The sequence below is a fragment of the Leisingera sp. JC11 genome, from assembly GCF_040704725.1.
In the GTDB taxonomy this organism is placed as follows: domain Bacteria; phylum Pseudomonadota; class Alphaproteobacteria; order Rhodobacterales; family Rhodobacteraceae; genus Leisingera.
Genome location: NZ_JBFCVS010000019.1, coordinates 1 through 15,769 on the forward strand (window position 1 = coordinate 1; position 15,769 = coordinate 15,769).

General features: G+C 62.2%; 14 protein-coding genes and 1 pseudogene. 9 read left to right on the forward strand and 6 right to left on the reverse strand.

The genetic code is table 11. The features are described from left to right. Positions 1 to 650, forward strand: a pseudogene (locus tag AB1A62_RS17790) (Na/Pi cotransporter family protein); the annotation flags it as partial. A 95-nt stretch (positions 651 to 745) separates the two neighbouring features. Here AB1A62_RS17790 and AB1A62_RS17795 read toward each other — a convergent pair. Beyond that, complete coding sequence (locus tag AB1A62_RS17795; RefSeq protein ID WP_366662815.1) at positions 746 to 1,549, reverse strand: helix-turn-helix transcriptional regulator; 804 nt, start codon at positions 1,547 to 1,549, stop codon at positions 746 to 748. Between the two features lie 223 nt (positions 1,550 to 1,772). Between AB1A62_RS17795 and AB1A62_RS17800 the strand changes: the two genes are divergently transcribed. The 7 genes from AB1A62_RS17800 to AB1A62_RS17830 all read left to right on the forward strand — a co-directional run bounded on the left by AB1A62_RS17800 (position 1,773) and on the right by AB1A62_RS17830 (position 10,314). After that, on the forward strand, positions 1,773 to 3,335 hold the full coding sequence (locus AB1A62_RS17800) for an ABC transporter substrate-binding protein (protein WP_366662816.1): 1,563 nt from the start codon (positions 1,773 to 1,775) through the stop codon (positions 3,333 to 3,335). Positions 3,336 to 3,446: 111 nt separating this feature from the next. Continuing rightward, a complete protein-coding gene (locus AB1A62_RS17805) occupies positions 3,447 to 4,385 on the forward strand; it encodes an ABC transporter permease (protein ID WP_366662817.1) in 939 nt (312 codons plus the stop codon). A gap of 14 nt (positions 4,386 to 4,399) precedes the next feature. Further along, the gene (locus AB1A62_RS17810; RefSeq protein ID WP_039180407.1) at positions 4,400 to 5,257 is read left to right on the forward strand and encodes an ABC transporter permease; all 858 of its coding nucleotides are present in this window, start codon (positions 4,400 to 4,402) and stop codon (positions 5,255 to 5,257) included. Continuing rightward, positions 5,254 to 6,234, forward strand: coding sequence for an ABC transporter ATP-binding protein (locus tag AB1A62_RS17815; RefSeq protein WP_366662818.1), 981 nt, complete (start codon positions 5,254 to 5,256; stop codon positions 6,232 to 6,234). Before AB1A62_RS17810 ends, AB1A62_RS17815 begins: the two co-directional genes overlap by 4 nt. Beyond that, positions 6,231 to 7,154 carry an ABC transporter ATP-binding protein gene (locus AB1A62_RS17820; RefSeq protein ID WP_366662819.1) on the forward strand — a complete coding sequence of 308 codons (924 nt, stop codon included), beginning with the start codon at positions 6,231 to 6,233 and terminating at the stop codon, positions 7,152 to 7,154. Before AB1A62_RS17815 ends, AB1A62_RS17820 begins: the two co-directional genes overlap by 4 nt. A gap of 38 nt (positions 7,155 to 7,192) precedes the next feature. After that, positions 7,193 to 8,818, forward strand: coding sequence for an amidohydrolase (locus AB1A62_RS17825; protein WP_366662820.1), 1,626 nt, complete (start codon positions 7,193 to 7,195; stop codon positions 8,816 to 8,818). Beyond that, a complete protein-coding gene (locus AB1A62_RS17830) occupies positions 8,815 to 10,314 on the forward strand; it encodes a M81 family metallopeptidase (protein WP_366662821.1) in 1,500 nt (499 codons plus the stop codon). Before AB1A62_RS17825 ends, AB1A62_RS17830 begins: the two co-directional genes overlap by 4 nt. A gap of 57 nt (positions 10,315 to 10,371) precedes the next feature. Here AB1A62_RS17830 and AB1A62_RS17835 read toward each other — a convergent pair whose 3' ends face one another. The 4 genes from AB1A62_RS17835 to AB1A62_RS17850 form a co-directional block, all read right to left on the reverse strand. Then, positions 10,372 to 10,875 carry a universal stress protein gene (locus tag AB1A62_RS17835; protein ID WP_366662823.1) on the reverse strand — a complete coding sequence of 168 codons (504 nt, stop codon included), beginning with the start codon at positions 10,873 to 10,875 and terminating at the stop codon, positions 10,372 to 10,374. 19 nt (positions 10,876 to 10,894) lie between these two features. Beyond that, positions 10,895 to 12,235 (reverse strand): TRAP transporter large permease, encoded by a 1,341-nt coding sequence (locus AB1A62_RS17840; RefSeq protein WP_366662824.1) that lies wholly within the window; start codon positions 12,233 to 12,235, stop codon positions 10,895 to 10,897. Between the two features lie 17 nt (positions 12,236 to 12,252). Beyond that, complete coding sequence (locus AB1A62_RS17845; protein ID WP_366662825.1) at positions 12,253 to 12,789, reverse strand: TRAP transporter small permease; 537 nt, start codon at positions 12,787 to 12,789, stop codon at positions 12,253 to 12,255. A gap of 72 nt (positions 12,790 to 12,861) precedes the next feature. After that, entirely contained in the window at positions 12,862 to 13,875 is a 1,014-nt protein-coding gene (locus AB1A62_RS17850) for a TRAP transporter substrate-binding protein (protein WP_366662826.1), read from the reverse strand. 168 nt (positions 13,876 to 14,043) lie between these two features. Here AB1A62_RS17850 and AB1A62_RS17855 point away from each other — a divergent pair, with 168 nt between their 5' ends. Continuing rightward, positions 14,044 to 14,979, forward strand: coding sequence for a LysR family transcriptional regulator (locus AB1A62_RS17855; RefSeq protein WP_366662827.1), 936 nt, complete (start codon positions 14,044 to 14,046; stop codon positions 14,977 to 14,979). 21 nt (positions 14,980 to 15,000) lie between these two features. On the opposite strand, the gene AB1A62_RS17860 is transcribed toward AB1A62_RS17855, so the two are convergent. Continuing rightward, the gene (locus AB1A62_RS17860) at positions 15,001 to 15,450 is read right to left on the reverse strand and encodes an Lrp/AsnC family transcriptional regulator (protein WP_366662828.1); all 450 of its coding nucleotides are present in this window, start codon (positions 15,448 to 15,450) and stop codon (positions 15,001 to 15,003) included. Positions 15,451 to 15,769 lie beyond the last annotated feature (319 nt).

The following is a 15,769-nucleotide window of genomic DNA, read 5'->3' on the forward strand; positions in this document are numbered from 1 at the left end:
AGGTCGGCGCCATGTTCCGGCCGGTGCTGGAGCTGTACCGGGGCGGCAGCAAGGAGCAGATCAAGGCGGTGCAGATGATGGACGGGGAGGTCAACGCCTGCCTCTCCGGCATCCGCCGCTATGTGGCCGCGATCCCAGAAGAGGCGTTCAGCAAGGATGAGCTGAAGACCGCCCGCAGCCTGATGGAATACGCCATCCGGCTGGAAACCGCAGGCGACGTGGTCGCCCGCCGCCTGACGGTGCTGGCGGGGGAGATGACCAAGAAAGGCCTCAGCTTTTCAAAGGACGGCTGGCTGGAAATCACCCGCATGCATGAGGCGATCCAGGCCAATCTGCAGCTGGCCTCCAACGTGCTGATCTCCGACGATCTGGAGAGCGCCCGGCTCTTGAGCCTCGAAAAAACCGAGCTGAAACGGATGGAGCATGACAGCCGCAAGCGCCACCTGAGCCGGCTGCAAAACGGCGGGCGGGAGAGTTTCGAGACGTCCGACATCCACCTGGAGACGCTGCGGGCCCTGCGCGAGTTCAACAGCCACATCGCAGCCGTCGCCACCCCCGTGCTCTACCGCAACGGACAGCTGCTGGAGACACGCCTGATCGAGGAAATGCCTGAGCAGGATGAGGACGCCCTGGAAGAGACAAACCGCTGAAATGACCCGGGCCAAATTCCTTGGCCAAGGAATTTGCCAAAACTTTTGCGGAAAAGTTTTGCCCGGCCGCAGGGGCGTTTGCGGGGCGGAACTGTTCAGAGCAGCACGCTGCCGGACATCTCCGGGTAATCCTCCTTGTCCGGTGTCGCCAGATAGTTCCGCACTGTCGGGTCTATCCGGGTGCTCCGCACCGGATAGACCCCGCAGGCGGCAATCGCCTCGCGTGCCGAGACCCGTTCATCCAGCCGTTTCCAGATTGCCTTGGCCGCATAGGGCCGCGGGAAGGGGCGCCAGGCCAAACCCATTGTCATGCCGCGCAGGTACTTCAGTTGCTGCCGGTGGGCGGAAAAAAGGATGGTCTGTGCCACGCTGCCTTCATGGGCGCGCTCATGCTCGGTGATGAACAGCCGGTTTCCACGCTGGGTCACCATGCCTTCGTAGCGCGAGATTTGCCGGATGCTTTGCTCCGGATCATGAGCGATTTCCAGGTTGCGCGACAGGATAAACCCATCCTTTTCGTAGAAACGGGTCAGGGAGCAGAAGATCCCCTCACCCCAGGAGGGCGTCCGGAAATAGGCATGATAAAAGCCCAGATAGCGCTTCAGATTGCGCTGCTGGCCGCGGAACGGCTCCAGGAAACTGTCGCTTGGACCCGGCGGTGACGAGCGCGCTGCATCGCTGAGCTGTGCCTCGAACTCGGCTTGCGGAGCAAACAGCCGCGCCTCCGGGATCTCGAAATACCGGGCAATCCGGCGCAGGTTGTGGGCTGCGGGCAGGCTGGAGCCGTTGAGGTAGCGGTTGAACTGCTGCCGGTTGATTCCGACCTCGCGGCAGATTTGCGCAATGCTGCCATGTTCGGCGCAGAGCGAACGCAGGTTTTCAGAAAAATTTTCCGGCATGGCCGATTTCCTTTCGCGAACTGACGCGATGATGATGCATGCCGCGCCGGTTCGCGCATGTTTGCACAGTTCCTCAATCCGCGAAACAGGCGTTTTCTGTAACCAAGCCGTCTGGACTTGGGGAAACCGAAACCTGCTGAAAGACCCACCAAGGGCTGCGCCGCGAGGCGCAAGCAGACCGGAGGAGCACGGGCGGAGCTGATCTGATCCAAGGGAGGACACCATGAAGATCGAATGGACCAAGACGGCGCTGGGACGCCGCGGATTTCTGAAGGGCGCCACGGCGCTGGGGGCGGCGGCGGCGCTGCCCATGGGCCTGGGCAGCCGCGCCATGGCGGCAGAGGGCGGCACCCTGCGGGTGCGCTCTTACGGCGACATGCAAAGCATCGACCCGGCCTTTTCCAAGGGCGTGATCGACGAGGAAATCCACGCCTCTATCTACAACAAGCTGATCCAGTACAAGCCCGGCCGCGAATGGGACTGGCAGATGGACGCCGCTGCGATGATCGAGCAGGGTGACGACACCCACATCAAGTTCGCGCTGCGCGACGACATCGGGTTCACCAATGGCTTTGGGGCAATGACTGCCGAAGACGTGAAATTCAGCTTTGAACGGATCGTGGACGAGGCCACCGACAGCCCCAACAAGCCCGACATGGGGCCGCTGAGCCATGTGGAAGTGACCGGCGAACGGGAAGGCACCATCGTGCTGAAAGAGCCCTTTGCGCCGCTGTGGTCCATTGCGCTGCCCTATATCACCGGCAACATCGTGTCGAAAAAGGCCTGGGAGGCCGCAGGCGGCAAGGCAACCACCGATCCGCTGGCGGAATCCGGCCCCTACCTGCGCGACAGCTGGTCGCCGAAGGAAAAGACCGTGCTCAAGCGCAACCCGGACTGGAAGGGCGAAGCGCCGGCATGGGACACCATTGAGATCCTGCCGATCGACGATGAAAACACCGCTGAAATCGCCTTTGAAGCCGGGGAACTGGATTTCACCCGCGTCTCGCTCGGCTCTGTCGAGCGTTACCGCACCGGTGTGCCCAATGGCGGCACGCTGCTGGAGTACCCGTCGCTGTATTATGCATGGCTCGGCATGAACCTGGACCACCCCAAGCTGCAGAACAAGAAACTACGCCAGGCGATCCAGCACGCGATTGACGTGCCTTCGGTCCTGGAAGCTGCCTATTTCGGTGCCGTCGAGCCCTCGACCGGCATCATCGCGCCGGGCCTGGCGGGCCACCGCCCGCAATCGCTGGTTCCACCGCAGGCCGATTTTGCCAAGGCAGCGGAACTGCTGGCCGAATCCGGTGAGACCAACGTCACGCTGAAGCTCGACACGCTGAACAAGACCACCTTCACCACCGCGGCGCAGGTGATCCAGGCGACGCTGGCGCAGATCGGCATCACGGTTGAGGTCAACGTGCTGGAATCCGGTGCCTTTTGGGCCAGCGCCGACAACGAGGACTTGCAGCTGGTGCTGAACCGCTACTCGATGACGCCTGATCCCTACTACGCAACCTCCTGGTTCACCACCGAACAGGTCGGCCACTGGAACTGGGAGCAATTCAGCAACGACGAGTTCGACAAGATCCACGCCGAGGCCTCGCAGCTGACCGACCTGGCCAAACGGGACGAAATGTACCGGCGGGCGCAAGATCTGATGGAGGAAAGCGGCGCCTACCGGTTCCTGACCCATGAGGCGACGCCAGTGATCCACTCGGCGGGTGTTGTGCCGGCGCTGCGGCCCGACGGGCTGGCGCTGTTGCGCTACTTCGGCAAGGCCTGATCCTCCCCTCAGGCCCGGTCCTCCCCCCGGGCCTGACCTGGCACGGCTGCTAAATGCGGCGCAGCCGTGCCGTTTTTATCCGCACAGCGAAGACAAGGGAGCCATGCGGCCATGTTACTATATGCAACCCGGCGGTTCGGGCTGGCACTGCTGATCCTGATCGTGGCGGTCACCGTCATGTTCCTGATGATCCGCGCCGTGCCCGGCGATCCGGTCCAGATCATGCTGGGCCCGCGCGCCACGCCAGAGCTGCAGGCGCGGCTGACGGCGGAACTGGCGCTGGATCAGCCCATCTGGAAACAGCTGCTGATCTTCTATGGCAACCTGATGCAGGGCGACCTGGGGATCGACGTGTTCTCGGGCCGCTCGGTGACGGCAATTGTCTTTGAACAGCTACCGCACACTCTGTGGCTGATCCTGGGTTCAATCGCCTGGTCCGCCACCCTGGGCATCGCTCTTGGCGCCTATGCTGCCGCGCACCCCAATACGCTGATCGACAGGATTACCGCCGCCGTTTCCGTCAGCTTCGTTGCCGCGCCCGCCTTTGTGGTCGCGCTGCTGTCGCTGCTGATCTTTGCGGTGAACCTGCAATGGTTCCCGGCCATCGGCGCAGGCGAGGGTTTCTGGGGCCGTCTTGACCACCTGGTGCTGCCCGCCTTTGCCATCGGCCTCAGCTGGGTCGGCTATATCGCCCGGCTGGTGCGCGCCTCGATGCTGGAGGTGATGGGCGAGAGCCACATCCGCACCGCCCGCGCCTTTGGCATCCATGAGCGCCGGGTGGTGATGGTCTATGCGCTGCGCATCGCCATCCTGCCGGTGGTCACGGTGATCGGCGTCGGCATGGGTTTCCTTTTGTCCTCTGCCGTCTTTGCCGAAATCGTCTTTGCCCGCCCCGGCCTTGGCAAGCTGGTGATCGACAGCATCACCACCCGCAACTACCCGATCGTGATGGGATCGGTGCTGATCTCGACCGGCCTATTTGTGGTCTCCACCGCGCTGGCCGACCTGATTAACGCCTGGCTCGATCCCCGCGCCCGCACGGCAGCATAAGGAGGGCGTAAGATATGGCAAAATCCCGTTCCGAACTGGGCCAGATCATCCACGGCGTCGCCCGCGACCCGCTGGGGCTGATGGGGCTGATCATTGTCGGCACCATCGTGTTCTGCGCCATCTTCGCCTATTGGATCGTGCCCTTCGATCCGGTTGGCATGAACATCAAGTCACGCCTGCAGGGACCTTCATGGACCCATCTTCTGGGCACCGACCAGCTGGGCCGCGATACCTTTTCCCGCGTTATTGCGGGCGGCCAGGTGGCGCTGCAGGTTGCCCTGCCCGCGGTGTTCGGTGCCATGGCCATTGGCCTGACCCTGGGCATGATCGCTGGCTACGGGCCGAAATGGCTCGACAACCTGCTGATGCTCTTCTTCGACACCATCCGCTCTTTCCCGACCGTGATGTTTGCCCTGGCCGTAGTGGCACTGGTGGGGCCAAGCCTGCAGACCGTGGTGTTTGTGGTCATGGCGACCTCCATCCCGACTTATGGCCGGGTAGCACGCACCCAGACACTGACCTTGCGCAATTCCGAGTTCATCCTGGCCGAACGCTCCATGGGCGCCAGCATGAAGCGCATTCTGGGCGTGCACATGCTACCCAATATCGTCGGCGTGCTGGCGGTGCTGGCGGCGATGGACATCCCTACCGTGATCGCGCTGGAGGCCGGGCTGTCCTTCCTCGGCCTCGGGGTGAAACCGCCGACACCCAGCTGGGGCGCACTGCTGAAAGACGGCTACTCGCTGATCCGCCAAACCCCCTGGCTGGTGGTGGGCGGCGGGCTGCCAATCATCCTGGCAACGCTTGGCTTCACCTTCCTGGGCGAGTCCCTGCGCGACGTGGTTGACCCGAAACTGAGGAAACAGCGATGACTGATACGCTTCTGGAAATCGACCGCCTCAGCGTCGACTATGAGACCGCCCGCGGCGACCTGAAGGCCCTGCGCGATATCTCCTTTGACGTCCGCAAGGGCGAGATTGTCGGCATCGTCGGCGAAAGCGGCTGCGGCAAGTCCACCCTGATCTCCTCGATCCTGCGGCTGACAGCCCCGAACACCCGTTTCCGCCAGGGCGAAGTGCGGTTCAAGGGCCAGGATCTGCTGCAGCTGCCCGAACGCAAGATGCGCGATCTGCGCGGTGCAGACATCTCCATCGTGTTTCAGGACCCGATGCAGACCCACAACCCGGTGCTGTCGATCGGCCAGCAGATGTTGGATATCCAGCACCGCTCCAAGGCGTCCAAGGCCGAAAAACGCGCCCGCGCAGCGCAGATGCTCGGCGCGGTGGGCATCCCTGACCCGGAGGCACGGCTGAACCAGTTTCCGCATGAGTTTTCGGGCGGTATGCGCCAGCGCATCGCCATCGCCATGGCGCTGATGTCGGAACCGGACCTGCTGATCGCGGATGAACCGACCACGGCGCTGGATGCCACGCTGGAGGTGCAGATCATCGAGCGCCTGCAGGAGCTGCAGCAGGAATTCAACTGCGCCATCCTGTTCATTTCGCACCATCTGGGAGTGATTGCCGAGCTCTGCGACCGGGTGGTGGTGATGTATGCGGGCGCCGTGGTCGAAAGCGGCGAGGTGCGCGAGATCTTCCACGATCCCAAGCACCCCTACACCCGCCGCCTGATCGACTGCGACCCGGGCCACATCAAGGAGCGCGCCCGCGTGCTGCCAACGATCCCCGGCGAGGTGCCGGATCTGGCCAACCTGCCCGGCGGCTGTATCTTCCGCGACCGCTGCGACCAGGCGATGCCGCGCTGTGCGTCGCAAGTGCCGCCGCTGGAGCAGCTGAAACTGGGCCACCACGCTGCCTGCTGGCTGAACCACAAGGAGGCCGCAGAATGAGCCTGCTGGATGTAAAAGACCTCAAGACCAGCTATGGCCCGGTCAATGTGCTCGCCGGTGTCAGCTTCACCGTGGAGCAGGGCGAGACCTATGCGCTGGTGGGTGAGAGCGGCTCTGGCAAGACCACGGTGATCCGCGCACTTGCCGGTCTGGCGCCGGCGCAGGAGGGTTCCGTCACCTTCGAGGGCCGGGAAATCCGCGGCGCCTCGGAGCGGGAACTGCGCCCCCTGCGCAAGGACATCGCGATGATGTTCCAGGACCCGGTCGGCAGCCTGTCGCCGCGCCTGCCGATCCGCAGCCTGATCACCGAACCCTACCGCATCCAGGGCATGAAGGACCGCGATCTGGACGCTGAGGCCAAACGCCTTCTGGAAATGGTGAACCTGCCTGCGCATTTCGCCGACCGCTATCCCTATCAGCTGTCCGGCGGGCAGGCACGGCGGGTGGGCGTGGCCCGGGCACTGGCGCTGGAGCCCAAGCTGATCCTGGCAGACGAACCCACCGCGGGGCTGGACGTCTCGGTGCAGGGGGAGCTTCTGAACCTGATGAACGACCTGCGCGAACGGCTGGGGCTGGCGATGGTGATCATCACCCACAACCTCAATGTCGTGCGCCACGTGGCCGACCGGATGGGCATCATGTACCTGGGCCGCCTGGTCGAGGAAGGCACCACCGAGGCCATCTTCAAGGAACCGCTCCATCCCTATACCCGGTGCCTGTTGTCCGCGAACCCGGAGCCCGACCCCGATGCCCGGCTGGAGCGCATCGCCCTGAAAGGCGAGCCGCCCAGCCTGCTGCGCCGCCCCAAGGGCTGCGAGTTCCGCGAACGCTGCCCCTTCGCGCAGGAGGTCTGCAGTCAAACCCCGCAATGGGAGGTCGAAAACGGCCACGGGTTGCGCTGCCTTGCGCCCTTGAGCTGACGGCTCTCCGCCCGAAACCCCTCAACACCTGAAAGACCATGACCAGCACATTGTATTTCAACGGCGCTGTCCTGACGATGGACACGGCCAATTCCTGCGCCCAAGCGGTGCTGACCGAAGGCGAGATCATCCGCGCTGTTGGCCCTGAGGAGGACCTGCGCGTGCAGATGCCTGCGGGCACTGTTGAAGTGGATTTGCAGGGCCAGACCCTGATCCCCGCCTTCATCGACCCGCACGGGCATTTCCCCGATCCGGGCTTCATCCGCCTGTTCCGGGTGAACCTCGCCTCTGCCCCCAGCGGCGACTGTCCGGACATCCCCACCGTGCTGGCCCGGTTGCGGGCCAAGGCGGCGGAAACGCCCGTCGGCGAATGGGTGATGGGGGTGCTGTTCGACAACACCGCCATTGCCGAGGGCAGGATGCCGACACGCACTGAGCTGGACAGCGTCTCAACCGAACATCCGGTCTGGGTGATCCATGCCTCCGGCCACAACGGGTCTGCAAACTCACTGGCGCTGGCGCGTCACGGCGTGAATCGGGACACGCCCGATCCATTGGGCGGACGGTTCGGGCGCAACCCGGAGACCGGCGCGCTGACCGGGCTGATTGAGGGCCTCTCAGCGATGGGGGAAATGGGCGATACCGATTTCCTGATCGACCGCGAACGGTTTTGGGCCGGGTTCAACAGCTGCCGCGACGAGTACCTTGCGCATGGCGTCACCTACGCCCAGAACGCCTGGGCCACGCGGGAGATGCTTGGGCATTTCGCCTCGCTGCCCGCTGATCAGGACCCCGGCTACGACCTGATGCTGCTGCCGATCGGGGAACTGGAACCGGAGTTGAGCAGCGGCCCCGAGGCGCTCGACTGGCCCGGCAACCCGCATTTCACCCTTGGGCCGCGCAAGCTTTTCACCGACGGGGCGTTCCAATTGCAGACCGCCTTGCTCAGCGCGCCGTACCACAAGCCGGTGGATCCGGCGCATCCCTGCGGAATGTCTTATGCGGATGCCGCCGAACACCGCCGCGAAGTGAAGAAGCTGCATGATCTGGGCTTCCAGATCCACTGCCATTGCAACGGCGATGCCGGAGCTCAGATGTTCATCGACGCGGTGGCCGCGGCGCTGGAGGCCAACCCGCGTGCCGATCACCGCCACACCATCATCCACGGCCAAGCCCTGCGCGACGACCAATTGCAGCAGATGGCTGAACTGGGGATGACCGTCAGCTTCTTTCCGGCGCATGTGCATTTCTGGGGCGACCGCCATTACGACACTTTCCTGGGGCCGGAGCGGGCGGAGCGGATTTCCCCCTGTGCCTCGGCCGAACGCTATGGCGTACGCTACACCATCCACAACGATGCCTCCGTCACGCCGACCCGGCCCATCCACCTGGCCCATTGCGCGGTGAACCGGCTTACGGCCAGCGGCCGGCGGCTGGGCGAGGCGCAGCGGATCAGTGCCCTGTCGGCCTTGCGCGCCCAGACCATCGACGCTGCCTGGCAGGTGTTTCAGGAGGACTCCCGCGGCTCCATCGAGCCGGGCAAGCTTGCGGATTTCGCGGTGCTGAACCGCAACCCGCTGGACGACCCGGATGCCATCGAAACCACCAAAGTCACCCGCACAATCCGCCGCGGGCAAACCGTCTGGGCGCAGGAGCACACATGATGCAGGCCAAACCGCGGATCGCCATCGCAGGCTTTCAGCATGAGACCAACTGCTTCGGCACCACCAAGGCCGGGCTGGCAGAGTTTGAGATGGCGGATTCCTGGCCCGCCATGCTGCACGGGGCCGCGGTGATCGAGGAGACCCGCGGCATGAACCTGCCAATCGCTGGCTTTGCCAAAGCGGCGGAGGCAGCCGGAATGGAGCTAGCCCCCATCCTGTGGAGTGCGGCTGAACCTTCGGCGCATGTCACCGATGAAGCTTTTGAAACCGTCTGTGCCAAAATTCTGGACGGCCTTCGCGCCGCGGGCCCGCTGGACGGGATATTCCTGGAACTGCACGGCGCGATGGTGACCGACAGCCACCCCGACGGCGAAGGGGAGCTCCTGCGGCGGCTGCGCGCCTGGGCCGGGCCGGAGCTGCCCATCGTGGTCAGCCTTGACCTGCACGCCAATATCTCTGCGGCGTCGGTGGAACTTGCGGATTTCATCGCGATTTACCGCACCTATCCGCATCTTGACATGGCTGAAACCGGCGGGCGCTGCGTGCCGGTTTTGCAGCATCTGCTCACTGGCGACAGGCTGCACAAGGCATTCCGGCAGATGGATTACCTGATCCCTCTGCACGCGCAATACACCGGTGCCGCACCGGGGCGGGAGCTTTATGCCGCGCTGCCGCCGCTGGAGCAGGCGGGCGTGCTGGCAGACATCGCGCTGGGGTTCACTGCGGCGGATTTTCCGGACACCCGGCCCTCCTGCGTGGCCTATGCCCGGACCGCCGCGGCCGCAGCGCAGGCGGCAGACCATATCGCTGGAGTGTTCGCTGAACTGGAAGCGCGGTCGGCACACCCGATGCTGTCACCGGAACAGGCGGCAGAGATCGCCTGCCAGCCGCGCGCAGGCAGGCCCGTGGTGCTGGCCGATGTCCAGGACAACCCCGGTGCCGGCGGCACCTCAGACACAACAGGACTCTTGGCCGCATTGGCTGAAGCAGGGGCGCAGGGTGTGCTGATGGGGCTGTTTCATGCCCCGGAAGCAGCCGTGGCGGCGCACGAGGCAGGGCAGGGCGGTATGTTCCGTACAGCTCTCGGCGGGCGCTCCGGTGTTGCGGGAGACAAACCGTTTGAGGCAACGTTCAAGGTACTGGCGCTTGGCGATGGCACTTGCCGCTACACTGGAAAGATGTACGGCGGCGGGGTGGCGGCGCTTGGACCGTCAGCCGCGCTGCAGCTGGCGGAAACCCAGGCAGATATTACCCTGGTCGTCACCAGCATCCGCAACCAATGCCTCGATCTGGGGCATTTCACCCATATCGGGCTGGACCCCGCGGCCTTCAAAACAATCTGCGTGAAAAGCACCGCCCATTTCCGCGCCGACTTCGAGCCGATTGCCAGCGCGGTCTATCCGGTAGCTGCCCCGGGTGTGTTTCCCTGCGATCTGGGAACAACTCCCTACATAAACTTGCATCCGGAGGTCAGGACCATCCCTGCAAAAGGCTGACACCTGTTTCAGGGATGGTCCTTGCAGGCGGTCATGCGGAGCCGCCCGCGGGGAGGATCAGTCCTCGTCATCGCTGTTCTGAAAAGGCACCACCAGCGTTGGGATCTGCGACCGGCGCAGAACGCGTTTGGCCACCGTGCCCAGGAAGGTGTGTGAAAACCCGTGGTCATGGGCGCCCAGCACGATCAGGTCGCAGCCGAGTTCCACCGAGCGGCGCAGGATCACCTCTGCCGGGTGGCCGTCGGTCACCTCAACCGAGGTGACCTGATCGCGTATTTTCGCGTCATCGCCCTCAAACGCCGCCCAGAACCGCGCCTGCCGCTCGGCCAGCACCTGCTTGACCATCTCATGCCGCCGCTTGGCCGCCGTCTTGCGGGTCTCGTCGTTCAGCACGAACATCTCAAACGTGATGCGCGCATCCTCGGAAATCGGCTGGTTCACATGCAGTACATGTATTTCCGCCCCGGTCGCCTGTGCCAGGCTGGCCGCATGGCGCAGCGCATATGAGTTGTTCTGCGACAGATCAGTGGCAAACAGGATGTTTGTGATCATCGGTTTCATGTCTCAGCCTCCCTTCGAGTCAATAGCCGAACAGCCGCGGCAGCCACAGCGACAGCTCCGGGAAGAAGGCGATGATGAAGATCGCAATCGTGTTCACGGCCGCAAAGGGCAGCGCACGCAGCGAGATCTGCTCAATCGAGATGTTCGAGATGCCAGAAGCGATGAACAGGTTCTCACCCAAGGGCGGCGTCTGGAAACCGATGCCCAGCGTGCAGACCATCACCACCCCGAAATGGATCGGGTCGATGCCCACCGAATAGGCCACCGGCAGCATCACCGGCACCAGGATCAGGATGGTGGCCAGGGTCTCCATGAACATGCCGACAAACAGCAGGAAGAAGATGATCAGCGCCCAGATCACGTAAAGGTTCTGGGTGAAGCTCAGCATGCTATCCGCGATGATCGCCGGGATCTGGTTTTCTACCAGCAGACGGCCGAACACGGTGGCGGTGAACAGGATCAGCAGCACCCGGCCGGTCAGCCATGTGGTGGCCTCCAGCGACTGGAACAGCGACGACCAGGTCAGTTCGCGGTAGATGAAGACACCCACCACAAGGGTATAGAAGATCGCCACGATGGCGGCCTCGGTCGGGGTGAAGAAGCCAGTGTAGATACCGCCCAGGATCACCAAGGGCGCCATCAGCGACCAGAAGCCGCGGTACATCTCACAGCCGACATTACGGATCGACCAGCCATCGGCAGAGCCCTTGTAGCCGCGTTTTTTCGACATGAAGAAATTCAGGATCAGCAGGCTGGTGGCAATTAGAAAGGCGGGCACAAAGCCGGCGATGAACAGTTTCGAAATCGACACCGACTGGAAGGTGCCGAATTTCTCGACCGCTTCCGGCGGTGCGGTAAAGCCCAGGGCGGCGATGCCGAAGATCACCATCGGGATGGACGGCGGGATGATGATCCCCAGGCCGCCTGATGAAGCCGTGACAGCAGAGGCATAACCGCGCTCATAGCCGCGGTCGATCATCGCAGGGATCATCAGCATGCCGACGGCCGCCGTGGTGGCCGGGCCGGATCCTGAGATCGCGCCAAAGAACAGGCAGGCCATCACAGTGGCGGCGGAAATCCCGCCGGTGAACGGCCCGGCCAGGCTTTCGGCCACGTTGATCAGGCGTTTCGATATCCCCGCAGCCTCCATCAGCGCACCGGCCAGGATAAAGGCAGGCAGCGCCATCAGCGGGAAGGAGCCAACCGAAGTAAAGGCGATCTGCACGAATTTTATCGGGTTTTCGTCCAGATAGAGGAATGACAAGAGCGACGACACCCCCAGCGCAACGGTGATTGGCGCCCCCAGGAGCAGCAGCAGCAGAAAGGATCCGAACAGGATCGTGACGATTTCGGTTTCCATGGGTCTGTCCCTCGCGGTTACGTGCGGTTGTCCGCGACAGCGGCGCCCTTGATCTCATCAAGGTCGATCTGGTCGGGGTCGTGGATGTCTTCACCCAGGATCAGCTTGCGGTAATTCACCTGCAGGATGCGGATCGTCATCAAAGCAAAAGCGATGGGGAGCACCATGTAGATGTATTTCATCTCGATGCCCAAGGTCTGCGACTTCCAGAACTTGTTCATCTTGTTGAAGACGAAATCGGTGGCCAGCCACAGGAAATAGCAGTTGAAGAACAGCCAGAAGAGGTCAGCGAAGGCCTCGATATACTTGATCCAGCCCGCAGGCAGGAACTTGAACTGGAAGGTGACCCGGTTATGCGCGCCTTTCAGCGCAGCATAAGAGGCGCCGAAGTAAACGAACCAGACGAACATGTAGACCGACAGTTCCTCGATCCAGGAAAACGAATGGCCGAACATCTCGCGCGAGACGATCTGCACAAACAGCAGAATGACAAAGCCGGACAGCAATAGGCGGCAGATATAACTTTCTATATTGTCCAGGAATTTCCAGAACATGATGCACTCCTCCCCTGAGCGAAGCAGCGCCGCAGCGCTGCTCCGTTATGTCTTGATTGTCAGGCCAGAGGCTTACTGGACCGGGTCGCGGCCGATGGCGGTCAGCACTGCGTTCAGCTTCTCGACACCGCCGATGGAGTCGTAGAACTGCGGCCAGACGGCACCGGTGGCCAGCTCGATGAACTCGGCTTCATCGTTTTCGGGGTCGACGATCTCCATACCCTTGGTAACCAGCTCTTCCTTGATCGCGGCTTCAGAGTCGCGCAGGAACTGGGCCGACTTCAGGGTCGCTTCCTTGCCCGCCTCCAGGATGATCTGCTGATCTTCCTCGGTCAGCCCTTGGAACACGGCCTCGGACACGATCAGCGGCTCGATCGAGAAGATGTAGCGAAGGTTCGTGACGTGGTCCTGCACCTCGTAGAACTTCATCGCGTTGATGGTCATGTAAGGGTTGTCCTGACCGTCAACCACCTTGGTCTGCAGGCCGGTGAAGGTCTCGGACCAAGCCATCGGGGTCGGGTTGATGCCCCAGGACTTGTAGGTCTCGATCATGATCTCGTTCTTGGGAACGCGGATGACCAGATCCTGCAGATCAGCAACCGAGGTGACCGGTTTCTTGGAGTTGGTCAGGCGGCGGAAGCCGGTGTAGGTCCAGGCAATGATGCGGACGCCAGCATCGCGCAGGGTGTTTTCGGTCAGTTCCTGGCCGATGGGGCCTTGTGTCAGGGTTTCCGCGTCTTCCAGCGACAGGATCACGTAAGGCAGGGTGAACACGCCCACAGTCGGGGAGAACGGGGTTACGTTGTTGATCGCCAGCAGCGACATGTCCAGGGTGCCGATGGCAGCTTCGTTGACGGTGTCCTGCTCGGAGCCCAGCTGGCCGTTCAAAAACAGGGTTGCGGTGTGCTTGCCGCCGGATTTTTCCTCCAGTGCCTCAATGAAGAACTTGCCGGTGGCTTCCTGGGGGCTGCCCGCGCTGTCGCCCACGGCGATCTTGAAGTTCTTGGCGGACACCGCACCGGCGGTCAGCATCGCGGCGGCAGAAACGGCTGCGGTCAGCGTGCAGACCTTCTTGAGAAATGACATAACTTCCTCCCGTATTGTCATCTTGGGTCCCAAGGCGCGCGCTGGCCCGCCCTCCACAGCGTCACTGCCAGTCCGATCCGTCCTTGGTCTGCGGGAAGCTACATTGCGTTTTATGTTTCTAGAATGTAAACTTTTGAAATCAAAGTTTCACAATCATCGAACCTAAGAATGAACCGGAAATCGCAGGTCAAACATATTGCCGATGCCGACCTGAAACTGTTGCGAGTGTTCAAGTCAGTGGCCGAAAGCGGTGGGCTGGCGGCAGCCGAAACCGAGTTAAATATCGGTAAATCGACGATTTCCAAATACATCGCCGACCTGGAGCTGCGGCTGGACCTGAAACTGTGCAACCGCGGACCAGCTGGGTTTTCGCTGACAGATGACGGCATCAAGGTGCTGAAATCGGCAGAAGGCCTGCTGGTGTCCGTTGCAGACTTCAGGGCCGAAGTGAACGAGATAAAGCAGCAGCTGGCCGGCACCCTGCGCATTGCCCTGTTCGATCAATGCGCCTCAAACCCCGAGGCCTATGTCGCCGGCGCTATCCGCACCTTCAACAAGGCTGCGCCCGCGGTTGAGATCGACCTGTCGCTGGAGCCGCCCAACGTGATTGAAACCAATGTGATCGGCGGCAAGATCGACGTTGGGATCCTGGCACTGCACCGGCCTTCCCCCAGCCTGGATTACGCGCCGCTTTATGGCGAGGACATGTTCCTGTACTGCGGCAAAGGGCACCCCTTCATGGACTGCGGCCAATCCGGTCTCAGCTTGGCGGATGTGCGGGCGGCCAATTATGCGGGCATCCGGGTGAACTCCCCCAACCTGCATGTCGGCCAGACCTTGGGCTTCCGTCGCGCGGCCAAGGTGCAGAACGAACAGGCTCTTGCAATCCTCATCATGTCAGGCAGCTACCTGGGCTTCCTGCCCGACCATATGGCAGAGAAATTTGTCCGCGACGGCATGATGAAGAAAGTGCTGCCGGAAAAAATCTCCTACCGGACCCAATTCGCCGCCGTTACCCGCAAGCGCCCAGCGATGAACCGCATCACCAGACTGTTTCTCGACCAATTGACCACGGCGCATGCCGCTCGGAAGCCGGATGTGTGACGGGTATTGCCGCTGCGCGGCTCAGATGATGTCCAGCGAAACCTTGACCCTGTCCATCACCACCGACGAGGTGAAGCGGCTGACATTGGATTCATCAAAGAAGTACTCCTGAGTGAAGGCCTCGTATTCCTTAATGTCCTTGACGATGACCATCAGAATGAAGTCCGCCTCGCCGGTCGTGTAATAGCATTGCTGCACCTGCGGCGCCTTGCGCATCTTGCGTTTGAAGGCATCCAGATGCATCCGGCTTTCGCGCTCCAGAACCACCTGCACGATGACGGTCATTTCCCGGCCCATCTTGGCCGGCGAGAGGATCGCAATCTCCCTTTCGATCACGCCCGTGTCGCGCAGCTTCTTCAGCCGCTTCTGCACCGCGGGTGCGGACAGGCCGACTTCCTGGCTGATCGCCTCGGCGGTGAGCTGGGCATTTGCCTGTATCAGCCGAAGGATTTCATGATCTTTTTTGTCCATGACTGATTTTTGGTCCGGTTTGGCTGGAATGACAACTTGAAAACCTGCCGCCGGCACCGTCTGAAGCCTGCCCTGGAATGCGTCCCGCTGATGCAAGATCATCGAATGTGAATACGTCAAGGCCTGACGGTTTGCGTCACGCAGGAAGCCGCCTGCGGGCTGATGGGAACAAGATGAACAATAATAAAAAGGCAAATCTGCAAGTTTCGCACCCGCCCCGCACACATTTCAAATTTGCGGCATCATTTCTCAGGAATTCAGGAAAACTTCATTTGCGATCCGCTTGCGGTACACACTTTTTCAGGACTTTCCGGATTAT

Excerpts from the sequence above, each read along its gene's own strand:
- AB1A62_RS17795 (WP_366662815.1), bottom strand. The coding sequence starts at position 1,549 with ATGCCGGAAAATTTTTCTGAAAACCTGCGTTCGCTCTGCGCCGAACAT.
- AB1A62_RS17800 (WP_366662816.1), top strand. The coding sequence starts at position 1,773 with ATGAAGATCGAATGGACCAAGACGGCGCTGGGACGCCGCGGATTTCTG.
- AB1A62_RS17805 (WP_366662817.1), top strand. The coding sequence starts at position 3,447 with ATGTTACTATATGCAACCCGGCGGTTCGGGCTGGCACTGCTGATCCTG.
- AB1A62_RS17810 (WP_039180407.1), top strand. The coding sequence starts at position 4,400 with ATGGCAAAATCCCGTTCCGAACTGGGCCAGATCATCCACGGCGTCGCC.
- AB1A62_RS17815 (WP_366662818.1), top strand. The coding sequence starts at position 5,254 with ATGACTGATACGCTTCTGGAAATCGACCGCCTCAGCGTCGACTATGAG.
- AB1A62_RS17820 (WP_366662819.1), top strand. The coding sequence starts at position 6,231 with ATGAGCCTGCTGGATGTAAAAGACCTCAAGACCAGCTATGGCCCGGTC.
- AB1A62_RS17825 (WP_366662820.1), top strand. The coding sequence starts at position 7,193 with ATGACCAGCACATTGTATTTCAACGGCGCTGTCCTGACGATGGACACG.
- AB1A62_RS17830 (WP_366662821.1), top strand. The coding sequence starts at position 8,815 with ATGATGCAGGCCAAACCGCGGATCGCCATCGCAGGCTTTCAGCATGAG.
- AB1A62_RS17835 (WP_366662823.1), bottom strand. The coding sequence starts at position 10,875 with ATGAAACCGATGATCACAAACATCCTGTTTGCCACTGATCTGTCGCAG.
- AB1A62_RS17840 (WP_366662824.1), bottom strand. The coding sequence starts at position 12,235 with ATGGAAACCGAAATCGTCACGATCCTGTTCGGATCCTTTCTGCTGCTG.
- AB1A62_RS17845 (WP_366662825.1), bottom strand. The coding sequence starts at position 12,789 with ATGTTCTGGAAATTCCTGGACAATATAGAAAGTTATATCTGCCGCCTA.
- AB1A62_RS17850 (WP_366662826.1), bottom strand. The coding sequence starts at position 13,875 with ATGTCATTTCTCAAGAAGGTCTGCACGCTGACCGCAGCCGTTTCTGCC.
- AB1A62_RS17855 (WP_366662827.1), top strand. The coding sequence starts at position 14,044 with ATGAACCGGAAATCGCAGGTCAAACATATTGCCGATGCCGACCTGAAA.
- AB1A62_RS17860 (WP_366662828.1), bottom strand. The coding sequence starts at position 15,450 with ATGGACAAAAAAGATCATGAAATCCTTCGGCTGATACAGGCAAATGCC.